The 21727-nt window shown below is 72.5% G+C and carries 18 protein-coding genes; 10 read left to right on the top strand and 8 right to left on the bottom strand.

Features of this window, described 5'->3' with window-relative positions; translation table 11 throughout:
* Positions 1-55 precede the first annotated feature (55 nt).
* Both Pme01_RS24865 and Pme01_RS24860 read left to right on the top strand, forming a co-directional pair.
* The gene (locus Pme01_RS24865) at positions 56-2662 is read left to right on the top strand and encodes a glucosidase family protein (RefSeq protein ID WP_203935849.1); all 2607 of its coding nucleotides are present in this window, start codon (positions 56-58) and stop codon (positions 2660-2662) included.
* Positions 2663-2813: 151 nt separating this feature from the next.
* The gene (locus Pme01_RS24860; protein ID WP_239088445.1) at positions 2814-3341 is read left to right on the top strand and encodes a MarR family winged helix-turn-helix transcriptional regulator; all 528 of its coding nucleotides are present in this window, start codon (positions 2814-2816) and stop codon (positions 3339-3341) included.
* Here the strand turns inward: Pme01_RS24860 and Pme01_RS24855 are convergent.
* Positions 3330-4202: a LysR family transcriptional regulator gene (locus Pme01_RS24855; protein WP_168118077.1), complete on the bottom strand. Its 873-nt coding sequence runs from the start codon at positions 4200-4202 to the stop codon at positions 3330-3332. The two genes, Pme01_RS24860 and Pme01_RS24855, sit on opposite strands and share 12 nt — an antisense overlap.
* A gap of 71 nt (positions 4203-4273) precedes the next feature.
* Between Pme01_RS24855 and dapA the strand changes: the two genes are divergently transcribed.
* Positions 4274-5281, top strand: a complete 1008-nt coding sequence (dapA, locus tag Pme01_RS24850) for a 4-hydroxy-tetrahydrodipicolinate synthase (protein ID WP_239088444.1) — start codon at positions 4274-4276, stop codon at positions 5279-5281.
* 120 nt (positions 5282-5401) lie between these two features.
* A complete protein-coding gene (locus tag Pme01_RS24845; RefSeq protein ID WP_168118076.1) occupies positions 5402-6703 on the top strand; it encodes an FUSC family protein in 1302 nt (433 codons plus the stop codon).
* Here Pme01_RS24845 and mptB read toward each other — a convergent pair.
* Positions 6668-8248 carry a polyprenol phosphomannose-dependent alpha 1,6 mannosyltransferase MptB gene (mptB, locus tag Pme01_RS24840; RefSeq protein ID WP_168118075.1) on the bottom strand — a complete coding sequence of 527 codons (1581 nt, stop codon included), beginning with the start codon at positions 8246-8248 and terminating at the stop codon, positions 6668-6670. The two genes, Pme01_RS24845 and mptB, sit on opposite strands and share 36 nt — an antisense overlap.
* Positions 8249-8499: 251 nt before the next feature.
* On the opposite strand from mptB, the gene Pme01_RS24835 reads away from it, so the two are divergent.
* A complete protein-coding gene (locus tag Pme01_RS24835) occupies positions 8500-9891 on the top strand; it encodes an MFS transporter (protein WP_239088443.1) in 1392 nt (463 codons plus the stop codon).
* Between the two features lie 26 nt (positions 9892-9917).
* Here Pme01_RS24835 and Pme01_RS24830 read toward each other — a convergent pair whose 3' ends face one another.
* Positions 9918-10871, bottom strand: coding sequence for a pirin family protein (locus Pme01_RS24830; protein WP_168118073.1), 954 nt, complete (start codon positions 10869-10871; stop codon positions 9918-9920).
* Between the two features lie 176 nt (positions 10872-11047).
* Positions 11048-11743, bottom strand: a complete 696-nt coding sequence (locus Pme01_RS24825; protein ID WP_239088442.1) for a hypothetical protein — start codon at positions 11741-11743, stop codon at positions 11048-11050.
* 575 nt (positions 11744-12318) lie between these two features.
* On the opposite strand from Pme01_RS24825, the gene Pme01_RS24820 reads away from it, so the two are divergent.
* From Pme01_RS24820 to Pme01_RS24810, 3 genes are all read left to right on the top strand, one after another.
* Positions 12319-12831, top strand: coding sequence for a GNAT family N-acetyltransferase (locus Pme01_RS24820; RefSeq protein WP_168118071.1), 513 nt, complete (start codon positions 12319-12321; stop codon positions 12829-12831).
* Entirely contained in the window at positions 12828-13298 is a 471-nt protein-coding gene (locus tag Pme01_RS24815; RefSeq protein WP_168118070.1) for a hypothetical protein, read from the top strand. The genes Pme01_RS24820 and Pme01_RS24815 overlap by 4 nt, the downstream gene beginning before the upstream one ends.
* A 271-nt stretch (positions 13299-13569) precedes the next feature.
* Complete coding sequence (locus Pme01_RS24810) at positions 13570-14952, top strand: NAD-dependent epimerase/dehydratase family protein (protein WP_168118069.1); 1383 nt, start codon at positions 13570-13572, stop codon at positions 14950-14952.
* A 16-nt stretch (positions 14953-14968) separates the two neighbouring features.
* Here Pme01_RS24810 and Pme01_RS24805 read toward each other — a convergent pair whose 3' ends face one another.
* Together Pme01_RS24805 and Pme01_RS24800 are read right to left on the bottom strand one after the other, a co-directional pair.
* Positions 14969-15196 carry a hypothetical protein gene (locus tag Pme01_RS24805; RefSeq protein WP_168118068.1) on the bottom strand — a complete coding sequence of 76 codons (228 nt, stop codon included), beginning with the start codon at positions 15194-15196 and terminating at the stop codon, positions 14969-14971.
* Positions 15197-15414: 218 nt separating this feature from the next.
* Complete coding sequence (locus tag Pme01_RS24800) at positions 15415-16905, bottom strand: SulP family inorganic anion transporter (protein ID WP_168118067.1); 1491 nt, start codon at positions 16903-16905, stop codon at positions 15415-15417.
* Positions 16906-17098: 193 nt separating this feature from the next.
* Here Pme01_RS24800 and Pme01_RS24795 point away from each other — a divergent pair, with 193 nt between their 5' ends.
* Both Pme01_RS24795 and Pme01_RS24790 read left to right on the top strand, forming a co-directional pair.
* On the top strand, positions 17099-17962 hold the full coding sequence (locus Pme01_RS24795) for a 1-aminocyclopropane-1-carboxylate deaminase/D-cysteine desulfhydrase (protein ID WP_203935848.1): 864 nt from the start codon (positions 17099-17101) through the stop codon (positions 17960-17962).
* A 37-nt stretch (positions 17963-17999) separates the two neighbouring features.
* On the top strand, positions 18000-18659 hold the full coding sequence (locus Pme01_RS24790) for a YdcF family protein (protein ID WP_168118065.1): 660 nt from the start codon (positions 18000-18002) through the stop codon (positions 18657-18659).
* Positions 18660-18705: 46 nt separating this feature from the next.
* Here the strand turns inward: Pme01_RS24790 and Pme01_RS24785 are convergent, their stop codons facing one another.
* On the bottom strand, positions 18706-19674 hold the full coding sequence (locus Pme01_RS24785; RefSeq protein ID WP_168118064.1) for an ABC transporter substrate-binding protein: 969 nt from the start codon (positions 19672-19674) through the stop codon (positions 18706-18708).
* 22 nt (positions 19675-19696) lie between these two features.
* The gene (locus Pme01_RS24780; RefSeq protein ID WP_168118063.1) at positions 19697-21685 is read right to left on the bottom strand and encodes an ABC transporter permease subunit; all 1989 of its coding nucleotides are present in this window, start codon (positions 21683-21685) and stop codon (positions 19697-19699) included.
* Between the last annotated feature and the right edge of the window lie 42 nt (positions 21686-21727).

Genomic DNA, 21727 nt, shown 5'->3' with positions numbered 1-21727 from the left:
GCGATCAATGTTCGAAGACGAGAGTCAGTGCTGACTCACGTGAAGGAGATCGCTGATGCCTCACCCCTTACGCCGGAAGCGGCCCGCCGTGCTCGCCGCCGCCCTCGCCTTGGGTACGGCGATCGGCTTCGTCGACTTCGCCGCGGCCACAGCGGCCCCCGCGGCCACGGCTGCGGCTATGGCCAAACCCGTGGAGCTGTCGGAGAGCACCCGCCTGGCAGACCGGCGCTTCGTCGTGACCGGCGACCGCTTCTACGAGGTGGGCGCGGCCGACGCGACCTACCCGGCCACCGGCTGGCACGTACGCGGCGAGATGGGCGGCTTCTGGTCCGCGCCCATCAAGCTGCTGGACGGCCTGTGGTTCGCCGCCGACGGCCAGTGGCTCACGGCGACCACGTTCACCAGCGGGCAGGGGTACGCCCGGATGGACCTCGCCGGTCCGGACGGCCTGAAGGTCCGGCGCGTCGACGTGGCGCCCGACGGGGGCAGAGCAGGGCTGGTCGGGCTGACGTTCAGCGGCGGCCCGAAGCGCGTGACGCTGACGGTGAACGCGCACTCCGAGCTGATGGCGGCGTACCCGTGGGGCTGGACCACGCCCGACCAGACCACGTTCAACCTGCCCGACACGGCGAACTTCGACGGTCGCAACGTGCTGTTCCGCGAGACCGGCAGGCCGCCCGTACCGGGCGCGGCGGCGCACGACTACGCGGCCGTGGTCGGCAGTAGCCTCACCCCCGACGCCCACCGGCTCGGTGCCGGCATGCGCGGGCCGCAGGAGCCGGCCGTGGTGTGCCCGGCGAGCGACCCGACGCCGGCCCGCTGCGACGACGGCCCGTACGGCAAGGGCACCGGCGGCGAGCTGACGTACACGATCGACCTTCCCCGCACCGGCCGCACCGTGTGGTTCGCGGTCGCCGGCTCCGACGCCGGTGTCCGGCCGGCGTACGACGAGCTGAACCGGGCGCTGCGCGACCCGGACGCCGCGCTGGCGCGCAAGATGGCGTCCCGCGCGGCGGTCGCCGCCCGCAGCCGGGTCGACCTGCCCGGCGACCCGCTGCTGGCGCGCAGCGTCGAGTGGTCCAAGCAGAACCTCGCGGACTCGGTCCAGGCCTCGCGCGACCTGAAGGTGTTCGCCAGCCGCGAGGGCAAGCAGTACCCGCCGCCGGCCGGTACGGTCGCCGAGGCGCGCTGGATCGGCGCGGGCTGGCCGGACTACCCGTGGCTGTTCGCCACCGACGGCGAGTACACGGCGTTCGCGGCGGTCGCCGCCGGCCAGTTCGACGCGGTGAAGAACCACCTGCGGGCGCTGCGCGACATCAGCGACCTCGTCAACGCCCGGTCGGGCAAGATCGTCCACGAGGTCACGCCCGACGGTCAGGTGTACTTCGGCGCCAACGGCGACCCCGGCAACACCGACGAGAGCGCGAAGTTCGCCAGTACCGTCGCCCTGGTCTGGCGGTGGACCGGCGACAACGCGTTCCGCGACGAGATGTACGACCTCAGCGTGCGCAGCATGCGGCATGTGACCGGCCTGGACGCCGACGGCGACGGCTGGCCGGAGGGGCTGGGCAACGTGGAGCGCCCCGGCATGGGGCAGGAGAAGCTCGACGTCGCCGTGTACACCGTCCGCGGCCTGGCCGACCTGGCCGAGCTGGCCGCGAGCCGGGGCGACACGGCCACCGCGAGGTGGGCGAACACCGAGGCGGCCAACCGGAAGCAGCGCTTCGAGCAGGCGTGGTGGGCCGGTGGGGACGCCACCGCAACTGGCGCCGCCGTAACGGGCGCCGCTGCAAGCAGCGCGAAGTCGTACGCCGACTCGCTGACCGACCCCGGGAACGCGAAGGTGTTCCAGCGGCACTGGATCGGGCTGACGCCGATGGAGGCGGCCCTGCCGACGGGGCCCCTGGCCTCCGCCGACCACGCCGTCATCGCGCTCGGGCAGCGCGAACGCGACTGCTACAACGGCGAGTTCGGGCTGTACCACACCGGTACCGGCCCGACGAGCGCACCGACGGGCAACCCGGGACCGTCCTGCGACACCGTGGTCTCCTCGGTACCCGCCGAGCGGTCCACGTTCTCGCTCAACACCGCGGTCGCGGCGGTCGCGGAGGGCAACTACGGCCGGCTCGGGCCGCAGCGGTTCTACACCACCGGCAACGCCCGGATCCAGCTCGACCGGTCGGTGTGGGAGCTGCCCGGCGCGATGCCGGAGATCGCCCCGTCGCCGGACTTCACCGCCAACATCGACCAGAGCTTCCTCACCCGCTCCAGCGTGCTCCAGGCGTGGGGCGCGTACGGGATCCTCTGGCCCGTCGTCCACCAGTACCTGGGCGTCGACCCTGACCTCGGCCAGGGCCGGCTGTCCGTCGTGCCGCAGCTCCCGCCGGGTCAGAACCGGATCGCCGGGTCGAACATCGTCGTCGGCTCCGGTTCGGTCGACGTGACCGCCACGAGCAAGGACAAGACGGTACGCGTGGACGCCGACGCCCGGGTGTCCTGCCGGCTCACCGTCGGCGCGGTACTGCCCGCCGGGGCGGGCGTGGCGGGCGTCAAGCTGGACGGTCACCGCGCGGCCTACCGGGTGGTGCGGACCGCCCGCGGCACCCAGGTGGTCGTCGACACCGGCGCGGGTCGGCACTCGCTCGTCGTGGACCTGCGGTAGGAAATCACCGCGGCGCGGCGGCGATGAGGTACGCGGCGCGGCTCGACGCGACGGCGGCGCTGCCGTCGCGTCGAGCCGGTACCGTACGACAGGACGGGATCGTGCCCATCCTCACGACTTTCCGCCTGTAGCGCACGGTATCGTCCGATTAGTGGACAGGACAATCGCGCGACGTGACACGGTGGACGACCTCGTCGACGCCTGGCGCGCCGAGCTTCCGGCTGTCGCCGGTCCGGAGTTGGAACTCGGCAAGCGCGCGGCCCGCCTGGCCGCCCTGCTCGGCGAGGCCACCAACGCCCAACTGACCCGCTTCGGCCTGACCAGGGCGGAGTACGAGGTGCTCGCCGTCCTTCGGGCCGCGGGTGAGCCGTACCGGCTGCGCCCGACCGACCTGGCCAGCCGGCTGCTGCTGTCCTCCGGCGGTACCAGCAACCTGCTTCGGCGGCTGACCGGGGCCGGCCTCGTCGCGCGGGAGGCGGACGCGCGCGACGCCCGCAGCTCGTGGGTGCGTCTCACCACGTCCGGGGTCCACATCGCCGAGGCGTCCGTTCGCGCCGCCAGCTCTGCCCAGGCGGCGCTGCTGCACTCCGTACCCGAGGACACCGCCAGGGCCGCCATCGACGCGCTGCGGGAGGTACTCGTCGCGCTCGGCGACGAGCCACGGGTGTCAATGCGATAGGTACTCCGCCGCCGAGGCGTGGATCGCCGCCACGCACGCCGCGATCGCCGGGTGGCGGCCGGTACCGCGCCGGTAGGCGATCCGGGTACGCCGGTGGGTGTCCAGCGGCGTGAGCGTCACGCTCGGCGGCGGGTCGGCGGCGGCGAGCTGCGGGACCAGCGCGACGCCCTGTCCCGCCGCGACGAGGCTCAGCACGGTGCTGAAGTCGTCGGCGTGATGGCGTACCCGGGGCGTGAACCCGGCCGCCTGGCAGGAGCGCAGCGCCGCCGTGTGGCAGAGCGTCCCGGGCGTACCGGTGATCCACGGTGCGTCGGCGGTCTCCGCCAGCGAGGCCGCACCGACGAGGTACATCGTCTCGTCGATCAGCGGCTCGGTATCGAGGGCGGGATCGGGCTCGATCGGTACGTGGTCGTAGTCGTGGACGAGCGCGACGTCGAGCCGGCCGGTCCGCAGCGCGTCGGGTACGCCGACCGGGTCCAGTTCGGTCACCCTCAGCTCGAGCCCGGGGTGCGCGCGCCCGAGCGCGACCAGGGCGGCGGGCAGCAGCGTGCGTACCGCGCTCGGGAACGCGCCGAGGCGCAGCGGCCCGATCAGACCGGTACGCACGGCCGCGAGCGCCGCGTCGGCCTGCGCCAGGGCCGCGAGAACCGCCTCGGCGTGCTCGACCGGGATCGCTCCGGCCGGGGTGAGCGTGACCCGCCGCCCGGTGCGCTCCAGCAGCGGTACCCCCGCCTCCCGCTCCAACGCGGCCAACTGCTGGGAGACGGCCGACGGGGTGTAGGACAGCGCGTCGGCGACCGCGGCGATCGTCCCATGGCGGGCCAGGTCGCGCAGCAACCGCAGCTTGCGTACGTCGAGCATCAGTTCAGCTTACGTATCACCGCAGAAACGCGAACTGGACGTGAACCTCGGCGGCACCGAGGGTGGAGCTCATGCCACACCTGGAACCCATGCGACACATCCTGACCGGAGTCCACGTACCGCTCGTCACGCCGTTCGCCGCCGACGGGCGGGTGGCCGGCGATGCCCTGGAGCGGCTCGCGTACGAGGTGATCGACGCCGGCGCGGCCGGAGTGGTGGCGCTGGGTACCACCGGCGAGCCGGCCACGCTCAACGCCGACGAGCGGCGCACCGTCATCGACATCTGCGCCCGGGTCTGCCGGGAACGCCGCGCCGGCCTGATGATCGGAGCCGGCTCCAACGACACCGCCGCCTCGGTGGAGGCGCTGCGGGGCCTGAACGCGTGGCCGGAGGCGACGGCCGCGCTCACGGTCGTCCCGTACTACAGCCGACCGTCGGAGCGCGGCGTGATCGCCCACTTCACCCGGCTCGCCGCCGACAGCCCGGTACCGCTGGTGATCTACCACGTCCCGTACCGCACCGGCCAGGCCGTCGGGGCGGGGACGTTGCGCCACCTGGTCCGGCTGCCGGGGGTCATCGGGATCAAGTACGCGACCGGCGGCATCGACGCGGACACCGTGGCGCTGATGGCCGACCGACCGGCGGGCTTCGCCGTCCTGGCCGGTGACGACGCCTTCGTCTCACCGATGCTCGCGCTCGGCGCGGCCGGCGGCGTACTGGCCTCCGCCCACCTGTGTACGGCCGCCTTCGTCGATCTCGTCCACGCCTGGCACTCCGGTGACGTCGACCGGGCCCGGGACCTCGGTCACCGTCTCGTGGCGCTGTCCGCGGCCGCGTTCGCCGAGCCGAACCCGACCGTCGTCAAGGCGGTGCTGCACGCCCAGGGTCGGATCCCGACCCCGGCGGTCCGCCTGCCCCTGCTGCCCGCGAGCGCCGCCGCGACCGAGGCGGCGCTCGCCGCGCTCGCTTCCGTGGATCTCGGACAGGTGGGCCGCCGGCAAGTGGCCCGAATCTCCAAGGTCGGCAACCCCGCGGCACCCGACCGCCAACCTGATTCGCCCCCGAACCACCTTGACTGAGGGCCGCAACGGTTCGAGCGGTCACCAGCGTCCGCCCAGATGTCGACCCGTGGGTGCGCTACCCGTCAGCGCGTCCCGGCGTCGGGGCGGGCACGGTGGTCGATCAGACGGGAGATGAATATGGCGGCGCGGGGCGGCGGAGACGGACTGGCCCCGGGACGGTCGCTGATGTCGGCCCCGTCCGGGGCGGCCGACGCAACGCGCCGGGGTCGAGAGCCCCGGCCGCGGCTGCGCCGCACCGACAAGATCTCCACCGCCCAGGTCATGAAGGCGACCGTCGCGGCCGTGGTCGCGTACGTCCTCGCCCAGCGGGTGCTGGGCGGGGACCACCCGATGCTGCTGGCGGCGCTCACCGCGCTGCTGGTGGTGAAGGTGACGCTCTACGAGACCATCCGCCACGGGTGGCAGCGGATCGGCAGCGTCATCGTCGGCGTGGTGATCGCGGCGCTGCTGTCCTCGGTGTTCGGTCTGACCTGGTGGAGCCTGGGCATCACCGTGCTGGCGGCGCTCCTGCTCGGCAAGGTGCTACGGCTCGGCGATCACTCGCTCGAGATCGCGGTCAACGCGATGGCCGTCCTCGTCCTCGGCAGCCACAACCACCTGGGCCTGAACCGGGTGTTCGAGACCCTGATCGGGGCCGGCGTCGGGGTGTTGGTGAGCCTCGCGGCGCCGTCCGTCCACGTCCAGCCGGCCAGCGACGCCATCGGCCGGCTGGCCGAGGAGATCGGCCGGGTATTGCGGTCGATCGCGGTCGACGTCGAGCGGGGCTGGACACACGAGCGGGCGCTGGACGGCCTGCGCCGGGCGCGGGCGCTGGAGAAGCAGGTCCGCGCCGCCCAGGGCGCACTGGCCCAGGCCGAGGAGAGCCTGCGGCTCAACCCGCGACGCGCGGCCGCGACCACCGTGCCGGAGCGGCTACGTTCGGCGCTGACCGCGCTCGAGTACTCGGCGATCCACGTACGGGTCACCTGCAGTTGCCTGGCCGACCGGGTCGAAGGGATGCCGTCGCACGAGCTGCCCGACCCGGAGGCGCGCCTGCCGCTCGCAGGGCTGCTCGACGCCGCCGGGAAGGGGGTCCTGGCCTTCGGCCAGCTGGTCGCGTCCGACGTGGCCGGTCCCGTCGACAGCGCCGACGCGCTGCGGCGGGCGGTGCGGCGCGCGCGTTCCCTGCGGGACCTCGCCAGCGAGGCCCTGCTGGTCGACGCGCGGAAGGAACCGAAGCTCTGGCGGGTGCACGGCGCGGTGCTCGCCCACCTCGACCGGCTGCTCGACGACATCGACCCGGGCGGCAACGCGGCCGCGTACGCGATCAGCCAGCGCACCCTCGTGCCGTCCGGCGCCGCGTCACCTGCCGGGTCGTCCCCGGCAGGGGTGCGCGAGCGCCTCCTAATGACCCTGCGTCGCCGGCCGGATGCGGCCTGACTCTCCGCTCGGCGCGGCCACCGGTTCCAGCGCGACCGTGGCCGAGGCGGTGGAGCCGACCGGGCGCAGCCACCGCAGGTCCGGTACGGCGACGTTGCCGCCGCCCCCACCGATGACGAGCGGCGCCAGGAACTGACGGCGGCCGAGGCCGGTCAGGACGACGAACCCGACCAGCACCGCCCCGGTACCCATCACCGCTCCGGTCAGCGCCGGGATGCCCGGCTGGACCCCGCCCGGCAGGACGAACACGACGAGCGCCACCGACAGTACGGCCACCCAGCGACGCACCGTCGCCGAACCCGACATGGCGAGCGGCACGATCGCCCAGAGCAGGTACCAGGGGTGCACGACCGGGCCGAGCATCACGAGCGCCCCGAGGCTGAGCCCCAGCGCGGCCACCGGTCCGATCTGCGGGCTACGCCGCCACAACTCCACGAAGACGCAGGCGGCCGCCCCCAGGCCGACCGTCCACCAGGCGTGCATGGCCGCGTCCACGGTGGTCAACCCGAGCCACTCCCCCACGTATCCGGTGAGGCTACCGAGGTCGGTCGTGATCGAAAGCCAGGTGTGGGCACGGGTGGGCGTGTTGAGGGCGTGCACCCAGCCGTACCCGGTATCGGCGAGCGCGGTCGCGGCGACCACGGTGGCGCCGGCGACGCTGACGGCGCCCAGGCCCGCCCGACCCCACCGCAGCCGGCCCTTCAGGTACCGCGCCCAGATCGGCACGACGAACGCGATGGCGAGGCCGCCCGGCGCTTTCACCAGCCCCGCGAAGGCGATGAGCGCGCAGCCCGGCACCGGGTGCCGCTCGATCACCAGTACCAGGCCGACCGACATCAGGCCGAGCATCAGCGAGTCGTTGTGGGCGTCCGCGACGAGGTGCAGCAGGACCAGCGGGTTGAGCACGCCGAGCCAGAGCGCCGCGTTCGGCTCGACGCCGCAGTACCGGGCGATGCGGGGCACCGACCACACCAGCATGCCGACGCCGACGATGGCCAGGACCCGCATGCCGACGACGCCCGGCCAGGTGAGCTCACCCGTCACCCGCGTCACCGAGCCGGCGAGGTCGAGGAAGACGGGCCCGTACGGCGCCGGGGTGTCCTGCCAGATCGGAGGCACGTTCAGGTTGAGCGGTCCACCCATGGCGGCCGGGCCGTAGCGGTACGCGTCGATCCCGACCACCGTCATCGCGCCCTGCGCGATGTAGCTGTAGACATCGCCGCTGAAGACCGGCCCGAGCAACGTCAACGGCGCTCCCCACCAGACCGCCGAGCCGGCGAGCTCACGCCAGGACGGACCGTCCGGACGGTGGATCAGCGCGCCGATCCGCCACCAGGCGCCCAGCAGCAGGGTGAGGCCGATGTAGACCACGAGCACCGAGAACACGGTCGACTCGCGTAGCTCACGGATCCCCGGCACCTTCCCCAAGGGGTCAGTGAACGACTGGACGCCAGCCAGCACCCCACCTACGGCGATCACGGCCGCCCCGACCGTACCGAGCTTCCGACAAAAGACGAACCCATAGTTGGTGGTCGGGATCAGCAACCGCACACTCCCGCCGCTCGGCATTGGCCAGGTAACCGCAGTACCTGTGGGTGAACACTCTCTGTTGTCGATCAGGCGGCCCACGCCACTGGATCGACAGATTGGGCCGGTCGAGACCTTAGCGGATCTGGGACGGCGTCGCGCGCTCGTGCCCCCGGACCGCGTCGGCGCGTACCCGAGTCGTGCCGCTTGACCTCACGTCGAGTTGATGTTGCATGCTCGACGGGCATCGAACGACGAAAGAGGAAAACGTGAGCAAAGGCCCCTTAGCCCCACCGTACCGGGCACTGACGATCGGCATGGTCACGCTGGTCTCCCTGGTCGCCTTCGAGGCGGTGGCCGTCACGACCGCCATGCCGACCGTTGCCCGGGCGCTGCACGGGCTTTCGCTGTACGCGCTGGCGTTCGGCGGAGCGCTGGCCGCCGGGGTGATCGCGATGGTCATCTCCGGTCGGTGGAGCGACGGGAAGGGCCCGGCCGCGCCGCTGTGGACCGGCGTAGCCACGTTCGTTGCCGGCCTCATCGTCGCCGGCGCGGCGCAGGACATGTGGACGCTGGTGGTCGGCCGGGTCGCTCAGGGTTTCGGCGGCGGACTGGTCACGGTGGCCCTGTACGTCGTGGTGGGGCAGGCGTACCCGGCGGGGCTGCATCCACGCGTCTTCTCGTCGTTCGCCGGGGCCTGGGTGGTGCCGTCCATCGCCGGCCCGTCACTCGCCGGTCTCGTCGTGGAGCACCTGGGCTGGCGCTGGGTGTTCCTCGGCATGGTGCTGCTCACCGCGCCGGCCGTCCTGCTCATGCGGCCGGGGCTGCGGGGGCTCGCCGCGCCGGCACCGCAGGCCGCCGTCGTCGTACCGGGGCGCCGTACCTGGTGGGCCGTCGGCGCCGCGACGAGCATGGGCCTGCTGTACGTCGGCGGTCAGCAGCGGGGCGTCAACGCGCTCATCCTGATCGGGCTCGCCCTCGCCGGCCTCGCCGTGTTCACCCCCCGGCTGCTGCCGCGCGGTACGTTCGCGGTCCGACCCGGCCTGCCCAGCGTCGTCCTGCTGCGCGGCCTCGCGGGCGCGGCGTTCATCCAGGCGGACGTCTTCATCCCGCTGATGCTGACGCGCGAGCGCGGCTTCTCCCCTGCGGCGGCCGGGCTGACGCTGACCATCGGGGGCGTCTCCTGGTTCTTCGGCTCCTGGTACCAGGGGCGCCGGGGCCAGCGGCTGGCCCCGACCCGCCGGCTGCAGATCGGCCTGGCCCTGATCTGCGTGGGCATCGGTACCGCCGTCGCGTGCGTGGCGCCGGTGGTACCGGTGTGGGTGTGCGCGGCCGGCTGGACCCTGGCCGGGTTCGGCATGGGCCTGTCGTACCCGACCATGTCGGCGCTGACGCTGCGACTGTCCAAGCCGGCCGAGCAGGGCGCCAACAGCTCGGCGCTGCAACTGGCCGACTCGATCTTCTCCACCACCATCCTCGCCGTCGGCGGCACGCTGTTCGCGTCCTGGGTGTCGGAGTCGCCGCAGGCCGCGTACCTGGGCGGCTTCGCGATCGCCGAGGCGCTGGCGCTGGTGGGCCTCGCCGTCGCGGCCCGCGCCGGGGCGCCGGCGGACGAGCCGGGCGGGCCCGGGCGGGCACCGGCGCTGGCCGCGCAGGCCTGAAACCCGCGCCCGGACCGGCGGCCAGGTCAGCCGCTGGTTCGGCCGTGGCGGTCGCGCGCCTTGAGGCGGACGGTGGGCATCTCCGGCGCCGGCAGCGGGTCGCCGGCGTACCCGGTGACGGTGCCGAAGCGGTGCCCCGCCATCCAGTCCGTACGCGCCTCGACGATCTCGGAGTGCGAGCGCCCGACGAAGTTCCACCACATCACGAGGGGCTCGTCGAACGGCTCGCCACCGAGCAGGAACAGCCGGGACCCGCGGTCGGAGCGCAGGTCCAGCCCGGACCGGCCGGTGCCGAGGTACAGCAGCGAGCCGGGTGTCACGGCGTCGGTGACGCCGCCGACCTCGGCGGTGCCGGTCATGGCGAGCACCGCGTACTCGAAGTCGGGCTCGAGCGGCAGCCGGGTCGCGGACCCGGCGGTCATCAGGATCTCGGCCCCCACCAGCGGCGTGTGCACCACGACCGGTGAGTGTGCGCCGTCCAGGGCGCCGACGACGACGGTGACGGTCACGCCGCCGTCACGCACCGCCGGTACGGTCTCATGGTGCTCGAACCGCGGCGGCCCGTGCCGGGCGCCGTCGGGCAGCGCCACCCACAACTGGAGCCCGTGCATCATCGGCGGGTGCTGCGCCGGCGACTCCTCGGAGTGCGCGATGCCCCGGCCTGCGGTCATCAGATTCACCTGGCCGGGCAGCACCGACTGCCGGTTGCCGAGGCTGTCACGGTGCAGGATCTCCCCGTCGACCAGCCAGCTCACCGTCTGCAGCCCGGTGTGCGGGTGCGGCGCAACCCGCATGCCCGGGCGGCCCGCCACGTCGTCGGGGCCGAAGTGGTCCACGAAGCACCACGCGCCAACCATCCGGCGGGGCCGCTGCGGCAACAGCCGACGGACCGTGGTGTAGCGGCCGAGGGGGACGTCGTGGCCGGGCAGCAGAACGCTGGTCGGCTCGCCGGCGACGGTGACCGCCGATGGGTCAGTCATGCTCCGACTGTACGGCGGGGCGCGGAGTCAACAGCGTCAACGGCCCGTTCACCGAGCAGAGCGACAGCGGTCACCGCTGGCTGGCCCCCGGCGAGACCGTCCAGGACGGGCCGGGGTGCCCCTTTCCACCCCCGGAAGAGGCACCGCCGGCCGTCTCTGGGCGCCCGGCCACGCTGTCAGCGGGAGATCTCAGCGCCCGTCATCGGACGCTGCGCGGACGTACGCTCGGCCGCGTTGGCGTCGATCCACGCCTGCAGCGCCGGGCCGGACTCGAAGCTCGCGATCATCGCGTACCGCGCGGCGGTACCGGTGTGATAGGCCGCGTGCCAGAGCCTTTCGGTGTCGACGACGAACTGCGCGCCCGCCGGCAACGGAATGCGGTGTTCGGTGGACGGGTCGTCACGGTCCTCCCGCAGAATCATGTAGCTGTCCGGATCGTCGGTGAGGTTGAGCCAGGCCCGCACGACCCAGCCCTCGCCGTCGGGGTTCAACCGGTTGTTGTCGTCAAGGTGCAGGTACTCGCCGGTGACCTGGGTTTCGCTGGTGGACGGGTACAGCTTGATGATGCGCACCCGACCGAAGCGGGCGCCGACCGACGTCACCCACTTGCGCAGGGTCGGCGCGCGCAGGGCGTTGGCGGTCCAGATCCCGTCCTTGTCGGGCTTGTCGTGCTCCCAGAATCCGCGTGGATCGTCGTCGCCGGTCGCGGAGGCCAGGACCGCGAAGTTGGTGTCGCCGCCGGACTTCCAGTCCAGATAGGTGAGGCTCTCCCACTCCGCCGGATCCAGGCGCCCCGGGAAGGACCGCAGCACGACGATCCCGGTCTTCGACAGGACCGGCAGCCTCGCATAACGCGGCTGGGTTTCTGGCATTCTTTTCTCCCCCATATACCTAATTGCGTTTCCACGGTGGTACCAAAGGTCCGGGCATGGTCGACGGGCCACGACAGCCGGCGGACGAGGCGCCGAGGGCGGTCTGCGGACCGCCGCGCAGGCGGCGGCCGCCCCGAGCCGGGCAGGTCGCGAACGGGGCTTGTGACAGTGATCAGGAGGGCCGGTGGTCAGGACGGCCAGCGTCGGCGCGGACGGTGCGCGGTGTGCCGGGTGAGCGCGGGACGACGGCGGCGGCTACGGCCGGAGGTTGCCAGCCGCCCCGGCTCCGGCTGGCAAACCCCGCCGCGCAGTCATCGCGACCCCCGTACGCCCGACCGTCGTTGCCGGCAGCCCTCCCCGTCGGAGGGTCCGGCAAACGGCCCGATCCTTGTGAAATAAGGGATCCCGCCGAGTCAGGCCGGGCGGCTGTGCCGGTGAGGCGGTCGCCGGGAAGGTGGGTACGGGGTCGGTGCCGGGTGGCGCCGGTGCGACGCGGACGGCGCGACGGGTGATGTGCGCAACCCGTCCCCGAAAGTGACTCGCCGGTTCGCGGCGTCGGCACTAATGTCCGCCGGGTGGTCGAGGTCCGCCAGGCAAGCCCCGAAGACGCCCCCGAACTGGTCCGGCTGCGAGCCGTCATGCTCGCCTCCCTGACGGGGGAGGAGCCCGTGGACGGTCCGTGGCGGGAGGCCGCCCTGCGGACGCTGCGCGGTGCACTGGCCGAGCCGGACGGAACGCTGGTCGCCTTTGTCGTGGACTCCGCGCGGCGGCCGGGACGGCTGGCCGCGTGCGTCCTGGGCGCCGTCGAGTGCCGGCTGGCCTCGCCGGAAAACCCGACCGGCGTGACGGGGCACGTGTTCAGCGTCGCGACCGACCCCGACGAGCGGCGGCGGGGGTACTCACGGGCCTGCATGGAGCGGCTCATCGACTGGTACCGGCGGCGCGGCATCACCACGGTGGACCTGCGGGCCTCCCGCGAGGGCGAGCCGCTCTACCGCTCGCTCGGGTTCGCCCGCACCGCCGACCCGGCGATGCGCCTGAAGCTTGGTGCCCTCGACGGCGCCCCGGCCGGGCCGGTGAACCGGTGAGGCTGACCGGAGCGGCCCGGATCATCGCCGCGGCCGCGACCGACTCCGTCGCGGCGGCCCGGGACCGCGACCGGGAGGCGTTCGAGGCGGCCACCGCCCGGCTGGCCACGCTGAACCCGGAGCAGGTCGGCCTGGTGCTCGGCGCCGTCGTACGGTCGCTGCTGGAGGAGTTGCACCCCGACGGGCTGGACGGCGACGACGTCCAGGCGGCGCTCGCCACCTGTGTACGGTCGGCAGCCGACTGGCTCCCGGAGGTCGATCCGGACGTGGTGGCGATCCTGCTGCTCGGCGCGCTCGGCGTCCACGGCGACGACGGCGAGGCGCCCCCGGCGAACCCGACCGACCTCGCCCGGCACGCCCCGCTGCTGATCGCCGACCTGCTCGCCGCATCCGGGCGGGACCTCGCCGGCTACCTGGACGCGGCGTTCGCGGAGATCGCGCGCGGCGAGACCCAGGACATGCCCTGACACGCCGGTACTAGCTCCAACGTCGCCGCAGAACTCCGACCGGGGTACGAGTCTCCGCCGCCGCCGCAGCGGGCAGAGCGAGGGCGGAACGACAGGCGACCCCGCGACCCGGTACACCGCGCCGGTACACCGCCACGTGACCGGCCGCGCCGAGCTGCCGCACCTGTCCGACCGCCATGCTCCGCCACTCGGTGTGCGAGGCCGCGGGCGACGCGGCGCCCGAGCCGTAGCTCCTCCTATCCGCCGTGGACCAATAGGCAAAGGGGGTAAAATGCGCCATACGCCGGCCATCCTCGAGGACATGCGCTCGGTGGCACCACCACGGCAGGCCCGGCTCGACGAGCCGACGCGCGGACGCCTGGCCGAACTCACCGCCGAACTGCTGGCGAGCCGGCCGGGCAGTGGCGCCGAACTCCACCGATACCTGTCGATCGCACGCCGTACCGTGCCGCTGCCCGAACGGGCCGTCTCCGCCGAACTGCGAGGCCGTACGGTGGCCGTCACCGGCGGGAGCGGCTGTGTCGGCACCGTCCTGCTTCGACAGATCAGACGGCTGTGCACGGCCCGCCTGGTCAGCGCCGACATCGCCGCGCCGCGCCGGCCGGTGACGGGCGTCGAGTACGTCGAGGTGGACGTGCGCTCGGCCGAGGCGGTCGAGGGGTTCTTCACCCGGTACCAGCCGGACATCGTGTTCCACCTGGCCGCCCAGCGGGACCCGGGGCTGGCGGAGCGCTTCGTCGGTTACACCGTCGACACCAATGTCGTCGGCACCTTCCAGGTGGCGCGGGCCGCCGAGCGGGCAGGGGTCGGCCGCTTCGTGTACGCCTCGACCGGCAAGGCGCTGCGACTGTACTCGCGGTGCGTGTACACGGAATCGAAGCGGATCGGCGAGTGGCTCGTCGCCGACGTCGCCGGACACGGCCGCATGGCGTGCGCCGGGGTGCGGTTCACCCACGTCGTCGACAACTCGATCGTCCTCGACCGGCTGCGCCGGTGGTGCGACGACGGCGAGCCGGTCCGCCTGCACTCCCCCGACACCGTCTTCTACGTCCAGTCCGCGATCGAGTCGGCACAGCTCCTGCTCTCCACGCTGCTGGCGGGCGCCGACCACGTGTTCCGGCTGCACGCGATCCGCGACCTCGGCTGGCCGGTCAGCCTGCTGGACCTGGCGGCGGGTTACGTCGCCGCCCATCCGCCGGTGACACCGCTCTACCTGGCCGGCCACGAGCCGGGCTACGAGGAGACGCCGTACCCCGGCCTGTACGACCCGACGCTCTCCGGTGACGTCAGCCCGCTGCTCAACGCGGTCGAGGCCCACCACGCCGAGGAAGCCGCCTGCGCAGCCGTGGACGGGGTCGCCGTCACCGCGTGCGGGGCCCCCGACCTCCTCGACCGCCTTCCGGAGCTGCGGCGCTGGTGCCAGGTCGGCTCGGACCGGCAGGCCCGCCGGGTGCTCGACGAGATCGGCTGGGACCTGCTGGTACTGACGATGCGCTCCACCTCGCCGGCGATCCTCGACCGGGTCGCGCGGCTCACGAGCGAGCACCGGCCCACGATGAGCGACGAGCACCGGCGCGTCGACGACGTCGTCCGCCGGTACGCCGGCCGGGTGCCGGCGCCGGCGCGAGCCGGCACGGCGCCCGCTGTGCTCTGAGCTGCTCGGGCGGGCGTCACGCCCGCCCGAGCAGGGTACGGCCGGCCGACCCTGGCGTTCGCCTGGGAAGCTGCCCGTACCTGGCGAACGTCTGCATCGCGGCGAGCCGACCCTGACACGGCTCCTCGTGGCCGCAGGCGCGGCAGCTACCACCGGGCGTGACGAGCAGGTGGCGGTCGAGCTCCTCCTGTGCCCGGTCGAGCTGCTCCAGTACGCCCGAACTCAGGTACGTCCTCGTGGTCACCGTGTCTCCGGGGGCAGGCGGTCGGTCGAATGATCAACGCACCGGCACCGAAACGGTGATCGGTTGATGGTCCCTTCGGTGGCGTTTTCAAACCGAGATCTGCGCCACACCTCAGCCCCCGTGGCGAACCACCCGGTGCAGCCAGGACCGCCACGCCGCGTCGGCCTTAAGACAGCTGTGCTTGTCGGAGCGGGCCTTGCCGGCCCGACCGAACCGGGTCAGAGCTTCCCGGCGAGGGTGGTGTGCAGCTGGGCGCTGGGCTGGTTGAGCCCGACGATCTCGACCCGCTTGCCCCGGTCGGCGTACTTGCCGGCGACGGCGTCGAGCGCGGCCACGGACGAGGCGTCCCAGACATGGGCGCCTGCCAGGTCGATGACGACGTGCTCCGGGTCGCCGGCGTAGTCGAACCGGCCCACCAGATCGTTACTGGAGGCGAAGAACAACTGGCCGTGCACCGAGTAGATGCGGGTGCCACCGTCCGGGTCGACGACGCTGGTGACCTGGACCAGGCGCGCGACCCGCCGCGCGAACACCACGCTGGCGACGATGACCCCGACGACCACGCCGATGGCCAGGTTGCTGGTGGCGACGACCACGGCGACGGTGGCGACCATGACGACCGTCTCGCCTACCGGCAGCCGCTTGAGCGTGGCGGGGGTGATGCTGCGCCAGTCGAACGTCCCGACCGACACCATGATCATGACGGCGACGAGGGCGGCCATCGGGATCCCCGCGACGACCGGTCCGAGAACGACGACCAGGATCAGCAGGAAGACGCCGGCGAGGAACGTCGAGAGGCGGGTACGGGCGCCGGACACCTTCACGTTGATCATCGTCTGGCCGATCATGGCGCAGCCGCCCATCCCGCCGAAGAAGCCGGTGACGATGTTGGCCACGCCCTGACCCCAGGACTCCCGGGTCTTGTTGGAGCGGGTGTCGGTGATGTCGTCGACCAGCTTCGCGGTCATCAGCGACTCCATCAGGCCGACGAGCGCGATGCCCAGCGCGTACGGCGCGATCACCTGGAGCGTGTGCCAGCTGTACGGGACGTCGGGCAGCCCGAACACCGGCAGGCTGTCGGGTAGCTTGCCCTCGTCGCCGACCGTCGGCACGGCCACGCCCGCAGTGACGGTGAACACGGTGAGCACGACGATCGCGACCAGCGGCGCCGGGACCGCCCTGGTGAGCCGGGGCAGCCCGACGATGATCGCCAGCGCGACGGCGACCAGTGGGTACACCAGCCACGGCACCCCGACCAGGTGCGGGAGCTGCGCGGAGAAGATCAGGATGGCGAGCGCGTTGACGAAGCCGACCATCACGCTGCGCGGGATGAACCGCATCAGCTTCGCCACCCCGAGCAGGCCGAGGAGGATCTGCAGGATCCCGCCGAGGATGACCGCGGCGATCAGGTAGTTGAGCCCGTGGTCACGGACCAGCGGCGCCACGACCAGGGCGACCGCGCCGGTAGCCGCCGAGATCATCGCCGGTCTGCCACCGCAGAACGCGATGGTCACCGCCATCGTGAACGAGGCGAACAGCCCCACCCGCGGATCCACTCCGGCGAGGATCGAGAACGAGATCGCCTCGGGGATCAGCGCCAGCGCCACCACGAGACCGGCGAGGACCTCGGTACGCAGGACGCGGGGTGACGACAGCCACGCGGGGCGGGACAGACGCGGCCGGGAAGCCGCCGACAGCCAGGAGGACATGCAGCCATTCCGTTCGGGGCGCCCGTGGGCGCGCAGAAGCGCGGGCATCGGCGCCCGGAGAGCAAGAACACGCCGGGAGGGGCCGTCCGCCACAACTCGCGACGAAGCCCCACCGTACCCTCCGACGGGAGCGGCTCCGGCCGCGAATTCAGTGATCATCATTACCGTTACCGCAGGAAGGGGGCCGGTCGGCGTGGAGCTTCGGCTGCCGTCTCCCCTTCGGGAACTACGCGACGACCGGCTCGCGCCGCACGGGGTACGGCTACTGCTCAAGCGCGACGACCTGATCCATCCGGAGCTGCCCGGCAACAAGTGGCGCAAGCTCAAGTACAACCTGGCCCGGGCACGCGAGCAGGGGTGCACCACCCTGCTCGCGTTCGGCGGCGCGCACTCCAACCTCATCCGGGCCGTGGCAGCGGCCGGCGCCCGCTTCGGGTTCGCGACCATCGGGGTGATCCGCGGCGAGGAGCACCTGCCACTCAATCCGAGCCTCGCGTACGCGGCCGGCCGGGGCATGCGCCTGACCTACCTCGACCGCTCCACCTACCGGCACAAGCACACCCCGGAGGTGGTCGACCGGTTGCGGCGCGAGTTCGGCGACTTCTACCTGCTGCCGGAGGGCGGCAGCAACGACCTGGCCGTCCTGGGCTGCGCCGAGATCCCGGCCGAGATCGACGAGCCGTTCGACGTGATCTGCTCCCCCGTCGGTACCGGTGGTACCCTCGCGGGTCTCGCAGCGAAGCTGGCACCAGGGCAGCGCGCGATCGGGTTCTCCGTCCTCAAGGGCGGCGAGTTCCTCACGGCCGAGGTCGAACGGCTGCAGCGCGCCGCGTACGGGTCGGGGTCGCGCAACTGGCACATCGAGTACGGCTTCCACTTCGGCGGCTACGCGAAGCGCACCCCCGAACTGGACGCGTTCCTCGCCGACTGGGCCTCCCGGCACGGCACCGTGCTCGACCGGATCTACGTCGCCAAGATGATGTACGGCATCCTCGCGCTGACCCGCGCCGGAACGTTCCCGCCCGGGACCATGGTCGTCGCGGTGGTGACCGGGTAACGGGTTACCGGGACGGCCGTCGAGGAAGAGAGACGGCGTGGCCGAGACAGTCATCCCGCAGAGCGTGCGGCCGGACGTGGAGACCCTGTGGGACTACCACGACCTGCGGCACGACCTGCGTCCGTGCGACGTAGGGGTCGGGCTCGGCGGCCGTGGCCTCGGCGTCGCGGCGCTGGCCGTGGAGCTGTTCCGCGGCGGGCTGTTCCCCCGCCTGGTCTTCACCGGAGGGAGAGCACCCGGCAGCGCCGACAGCCTGCCACGGGGCGAGGCGGTCCACTACGGCGAGTACGCCGTCGCGCACGGCGTACCGCCGGAGGCCCTGCTGCTGGAGACCCGCGCCAGCAACACCCTGGAGAACGTCGCGTTCTCCCGCGACCTGCTGGCCACCCACGGGCTCCGGCCCCGCTCGGTACTGGTCATGTCCCGGCCGTACCAGCGGCGCCGGGCGTACGCCACCTGCCGGAAGGTCTGGCCCGACGTGACCGTGGTCTGCGCGGCGACGACGCTACCGCTGGACGACTACGTCGCGGACGCGGGCGACGCGAGACGGGTCATCGACCTGATCGTCGGCGACACGCAGCGCGTCGACCTGTACGCGCGGCGGGGGCACCTGGTACCGCAGGAGATGCCGCCGGCGGTGCGGCTCGCGTACGACCGGCTGGTCCGGGCCGGCTACACGGGCAGGCTGGCCAGGTGACGGAGGGTCCCGCGGACCGGGGACGCGGGACCCTCCGAAGCGAGCGTCAACTCTTCAACCACGCCTGCCAGACGTCCGGGTGCGCGTCCACCCACTTCTTCGCCGCGGCCTCGTGTGACAGCTTGTTGACCGCGATGTCGCGGGCGACCGAGTTCTGGTCGTCGTTGCTCCACGAGAAGTTCTTCGTCAGCGCCACGGCCGGGCTGCCCGAGTCGGCGAACTTCTTGCTGACGATCTTGTCGAGGTCGTACGGCTGGTAGTCGCAGGCCACCTTCTGCTTGTCCGCGTCGCAGCCCGGGGTGTACGCGGGCAGCGCGATGTGCACGAGCTTCACCTCGGTCATGAACCACTGCGGCTCGTAGAAGTACCCGAGCAGCGGCTTGCGCTGCTGTTCGGCCGTGCGGAAGGCCTGGATCAGGGCGGTCTCGCTGCCCGCGTACACGACCTTGAAGTTCAGCCCCAGGTTGGTCACCAGCGCCTCGTCGTTGGTGACGAACGACGGGTCGCCGTCGAGCAGCTGGCCCTTGCCGCCGGACTCGGTCGTCTTGAACAGGTCGGCGTACTTGTTGAGGTTGTGCCAGTCGGTGATGTCCGGGTACTGCTTGGCCATCCACGGCGGGATGTACCAGCCGATGATGCCCTTGTTGCCGGTGACCCCGTGCTCCACCGCGACCTTCTGCTGGTCGATGTAGGTCTTCTTCAGGTCGTCGTGGCCCCAGTTCTCCAGGATCACGTCGACCGAGCCGTTGGCGAAGCCCTGCCAGGAGACCTCTTCGGCGAGGTTCTTCTCGACGACCGTGCAGCCGAGCTTGTTCTTGGCGAGGTAGCCCACGACGGCGGCGTCGGCCTCGTAGCCGACCCACGGGTTGACCGCGATGGTGACGGTCCCGCACGGCTTCCCGCTCGCCCTACCGGGGGCGGGTTCCTTGGAGATCTTCGAGCCGCAGGCGGTGAGCGCCAGCACGCCGGTGCCCACGAGCGCGACCGCTCGTAACCATTTCGGTGCTCTGTTCACGGTCCATTCCCCTTCTGGGTGGTCACTGTGGCTGTGGTGCGTCCGCTCGACGGGCGGCCGCCTGGGTGATCCGGTCGAGCAGGATGCCGAGTCCGACGATGGCCACGCCGGCGGCGAGGCCCTTGCCGTACAGGCTGCGCTGGGAGAAGCCGGCGACGACGAGATAGCCGAGCGCGCCGGCGCCGACGAGGCCGCCGACGACGACCATCGACAGCACGTAGATGAGCCCCTGGTTGGCGGCCAGCGTCAGGGAGTGCCGGGCGAGCGGAAGCTGGACCTTCCAGATGAGCTGCCAGGTACTCGAGCCCGCGGCGGCTGCCGCCTCGACCACGGACGCCGGGACCGCCCGTACGCCGTCCGCGACCACCTTGACGGCGACCGGCGCGGCGAACACGACCGCCGCCACGATGGCGGTCAACCGGGTCGGACCGAACAGGCCGAGGACCGGTACCAGGTACACGAACGGCGGCATCACCTGGGCGGCGTCGAGCGTCGGCCGGATCAGGCGGTCGACCCGGGCGCTGCGCCCCATCCAGACCCCGACGACCACGCCCAGCACCATCACGACGACCGTGGCGACCAGCGTCGCCGCCAGGGTCGTCATGGTGTCGCGCCAGAGCCCGGTGCCGACCAGCAGCGCCAGGCACCCGGCCACGACCGGCAGCGTCCGCGGGCCGGCCACGGTCCAGGTGATCGCGAGGACGACGGCGCACACCAGGTACCAGGGCGACTCGGTGACGAGCGCCTGCAGCGGGTTGAGCAGGCCGTCGGTCACCACGACCCGGACCGCGTCGGTGACACCGACGAGGTGGTGCTGGACCCAGCGGGTGGCCTGGTTGACCCCGTCGGCGACGTGGCCGCCGATCACACCGGCCGGCTGCGGGCCGGGGAACACCGCGGCCCAGACGAACGTGTACGAGAGGTGGAGCGCGGCGAGGGTCGACGCGCCGAGCGCGGCGAGCGTCCACAGTCGACGACGTGGTGTCGGTTCTGTCCGGGATCCGGTGTGCGCGGCCGCCGCGGTGGTGACCCGGTCGAGGACGATCGCCATCGCGACGATCGCCAGGCCACCGGCGAAGGCGGTGCCGACGTCGAGGATCTCCATCGCCTTCACGACCACCTCGCCGAGCCCGGGGGCGCCGATCAACGCCGCGATGGTGACCATCGACAGCGCGCACATCGTCGTCTGGTTGATCCCCAGGACGATCGTGCGCGCGGCGGCCGGGATCCGTACCGTGCGCAGCACCTGCCACCCGGTCGCGCCCAGGGACTCGCTCGCCTCCAGCGTGGGGCGCGGCACGTTGCGGATACCGTGCGCGGTGATGCGGATGACCGGCGCTGCCGCGTACACGATCGTCGCGATGACCGCCGACGCCGGCCCGATCAGGAAGAACAGCGTCAGCGGCGCCAGGTAGACGAAGGTCGGCATGACCTGCATCAGGTCGAGGACCGGCGTCACCAGCCGTTCGCCCCGGGGCGACAGTCCGACCCAGAAGCCCAGCGGCACCCCGATCACCAGGCAGATCGCGACGGCGGCGAGCGTGAGGGCGAGGGTCTGCATGCTCTGCTGCCACAGCCCCAGCACGCCGAACGACCCGAACCCCGCGCCGGCCAGGACGGCGGTCCGCCAGGTCCCCGCGGCGTACCCGACGAGCACCGCGAGGGCGACGACGCCCAGCCACCCGACGACCGGCACCGGGCGGCCGTAGGACGGTTCGCTGATCAGCGAACCGATGAACACGACCAGGTGGTCGATGGCCGACCGGGCCACGTCGACGGCGCCGCCGAGCACCGGGTTGCCGCTCCGGTCGGCGTCGACGGCGTCGCGGAGGTCGTTGAGCCACAGGTGCAGCGGACTGAGCCGGGAGACCGCGAGCGGCAGGGTGTGCCGGCCGTGCAGCGGGATCCACAACGCGACCCAGGCCACGGCGGTACCGGCGACGACCAGGCCCCGCCCGGGCCGCCGGGTACCCGGTCGGTCCGCGCCGGCGGTTGCGGCCACCGTGACCATCAGCCGACCCTGTCGCGCCCGGCGTCGGGTTCGGCACCACCG

It is taken from the genome of Planosporangium mesophilum (assembly GCF_016863255.1).
Taxonomy (GTDB): domain Bacteria; phylum Actinomycetota; class Actinomycetes; order Mycobacteriales; family Micromonosporaceae; genus Planosporangium; species Planosporangium mesophilum.
Note: the sequence above shows the minus strand (reverse complement) of the source record. Positions and strands in the feature narration are given on the sequence as shown.

Excerpts from the sequence above, each read along its gene's own strand:
- Pme01_RS24865 (WP_203935849.1), top strand. The coding sequence starts at position 56 with ATGCCTCACCCCTTACGCCGGAAGCGGCCCGCCGTGCTCGCCGCCGCC.
- Pme01_RS24855 (WP_168118077.1), bottom strand. The coding sequence starts at position 4,202 with ATGCTCGACGTACGCAAGCTGCGGTTGCTGCGCGACCTGGCCCGCCAT.
- dapA (WP_239088444.1), top strand. The coding sequence starts at position 4,274 with ATGCCACACCTGGAACCCATGCGACACATCCTGACCGGAGTCCACGTA.
- Pme01_RS24845 (WP_168118076.1), top strand. The coding sequence starts at position 5,402 with ATGGCGGCGCGGGGCGGCGGAGACGGACTGGCCCCGGGACGGTCGCTG.
- Pme01_RS24830 (WP_168118073.1), bottom strand. The coding sequence starts at position 10,871 with ATGACTGACCCATCGGCGGTCACCGTCGCCGGCGAGCCGACCAGCGTT.
- Pme01_RS24825 (WP_239088442.1), bottom strand. The coding sequence starts at position 11,743 with ATGCCAGAAACCCAGCCGCGTTATGCGAGGCTGCCGGTCCTGTCGAAG.
- Pme01_RS24810 (WP_168118069.1), top strand. The coding sequence starts at position 13,570 with ATGCGCCATACGCCGGCCATCCTCGAGGACATGCGCTCGGTGGCACCA.
- Pme01_RS24800 (WP_168118067.1), bottom strand. The coding sequence starts at position 16,905 with ATGTCCTCCTGGCTGTCGGCGGCTTCCCGGCCGCGTCTGTCCCGCCCC.
- Pme01_RS24780 (WP_168118063.1), bottom strand. The coding sequence starts at position 21,685 with ATGGTCACGGTGGCCGCAACCGCCGGCGCGGACCGACCGGGTACCCGG.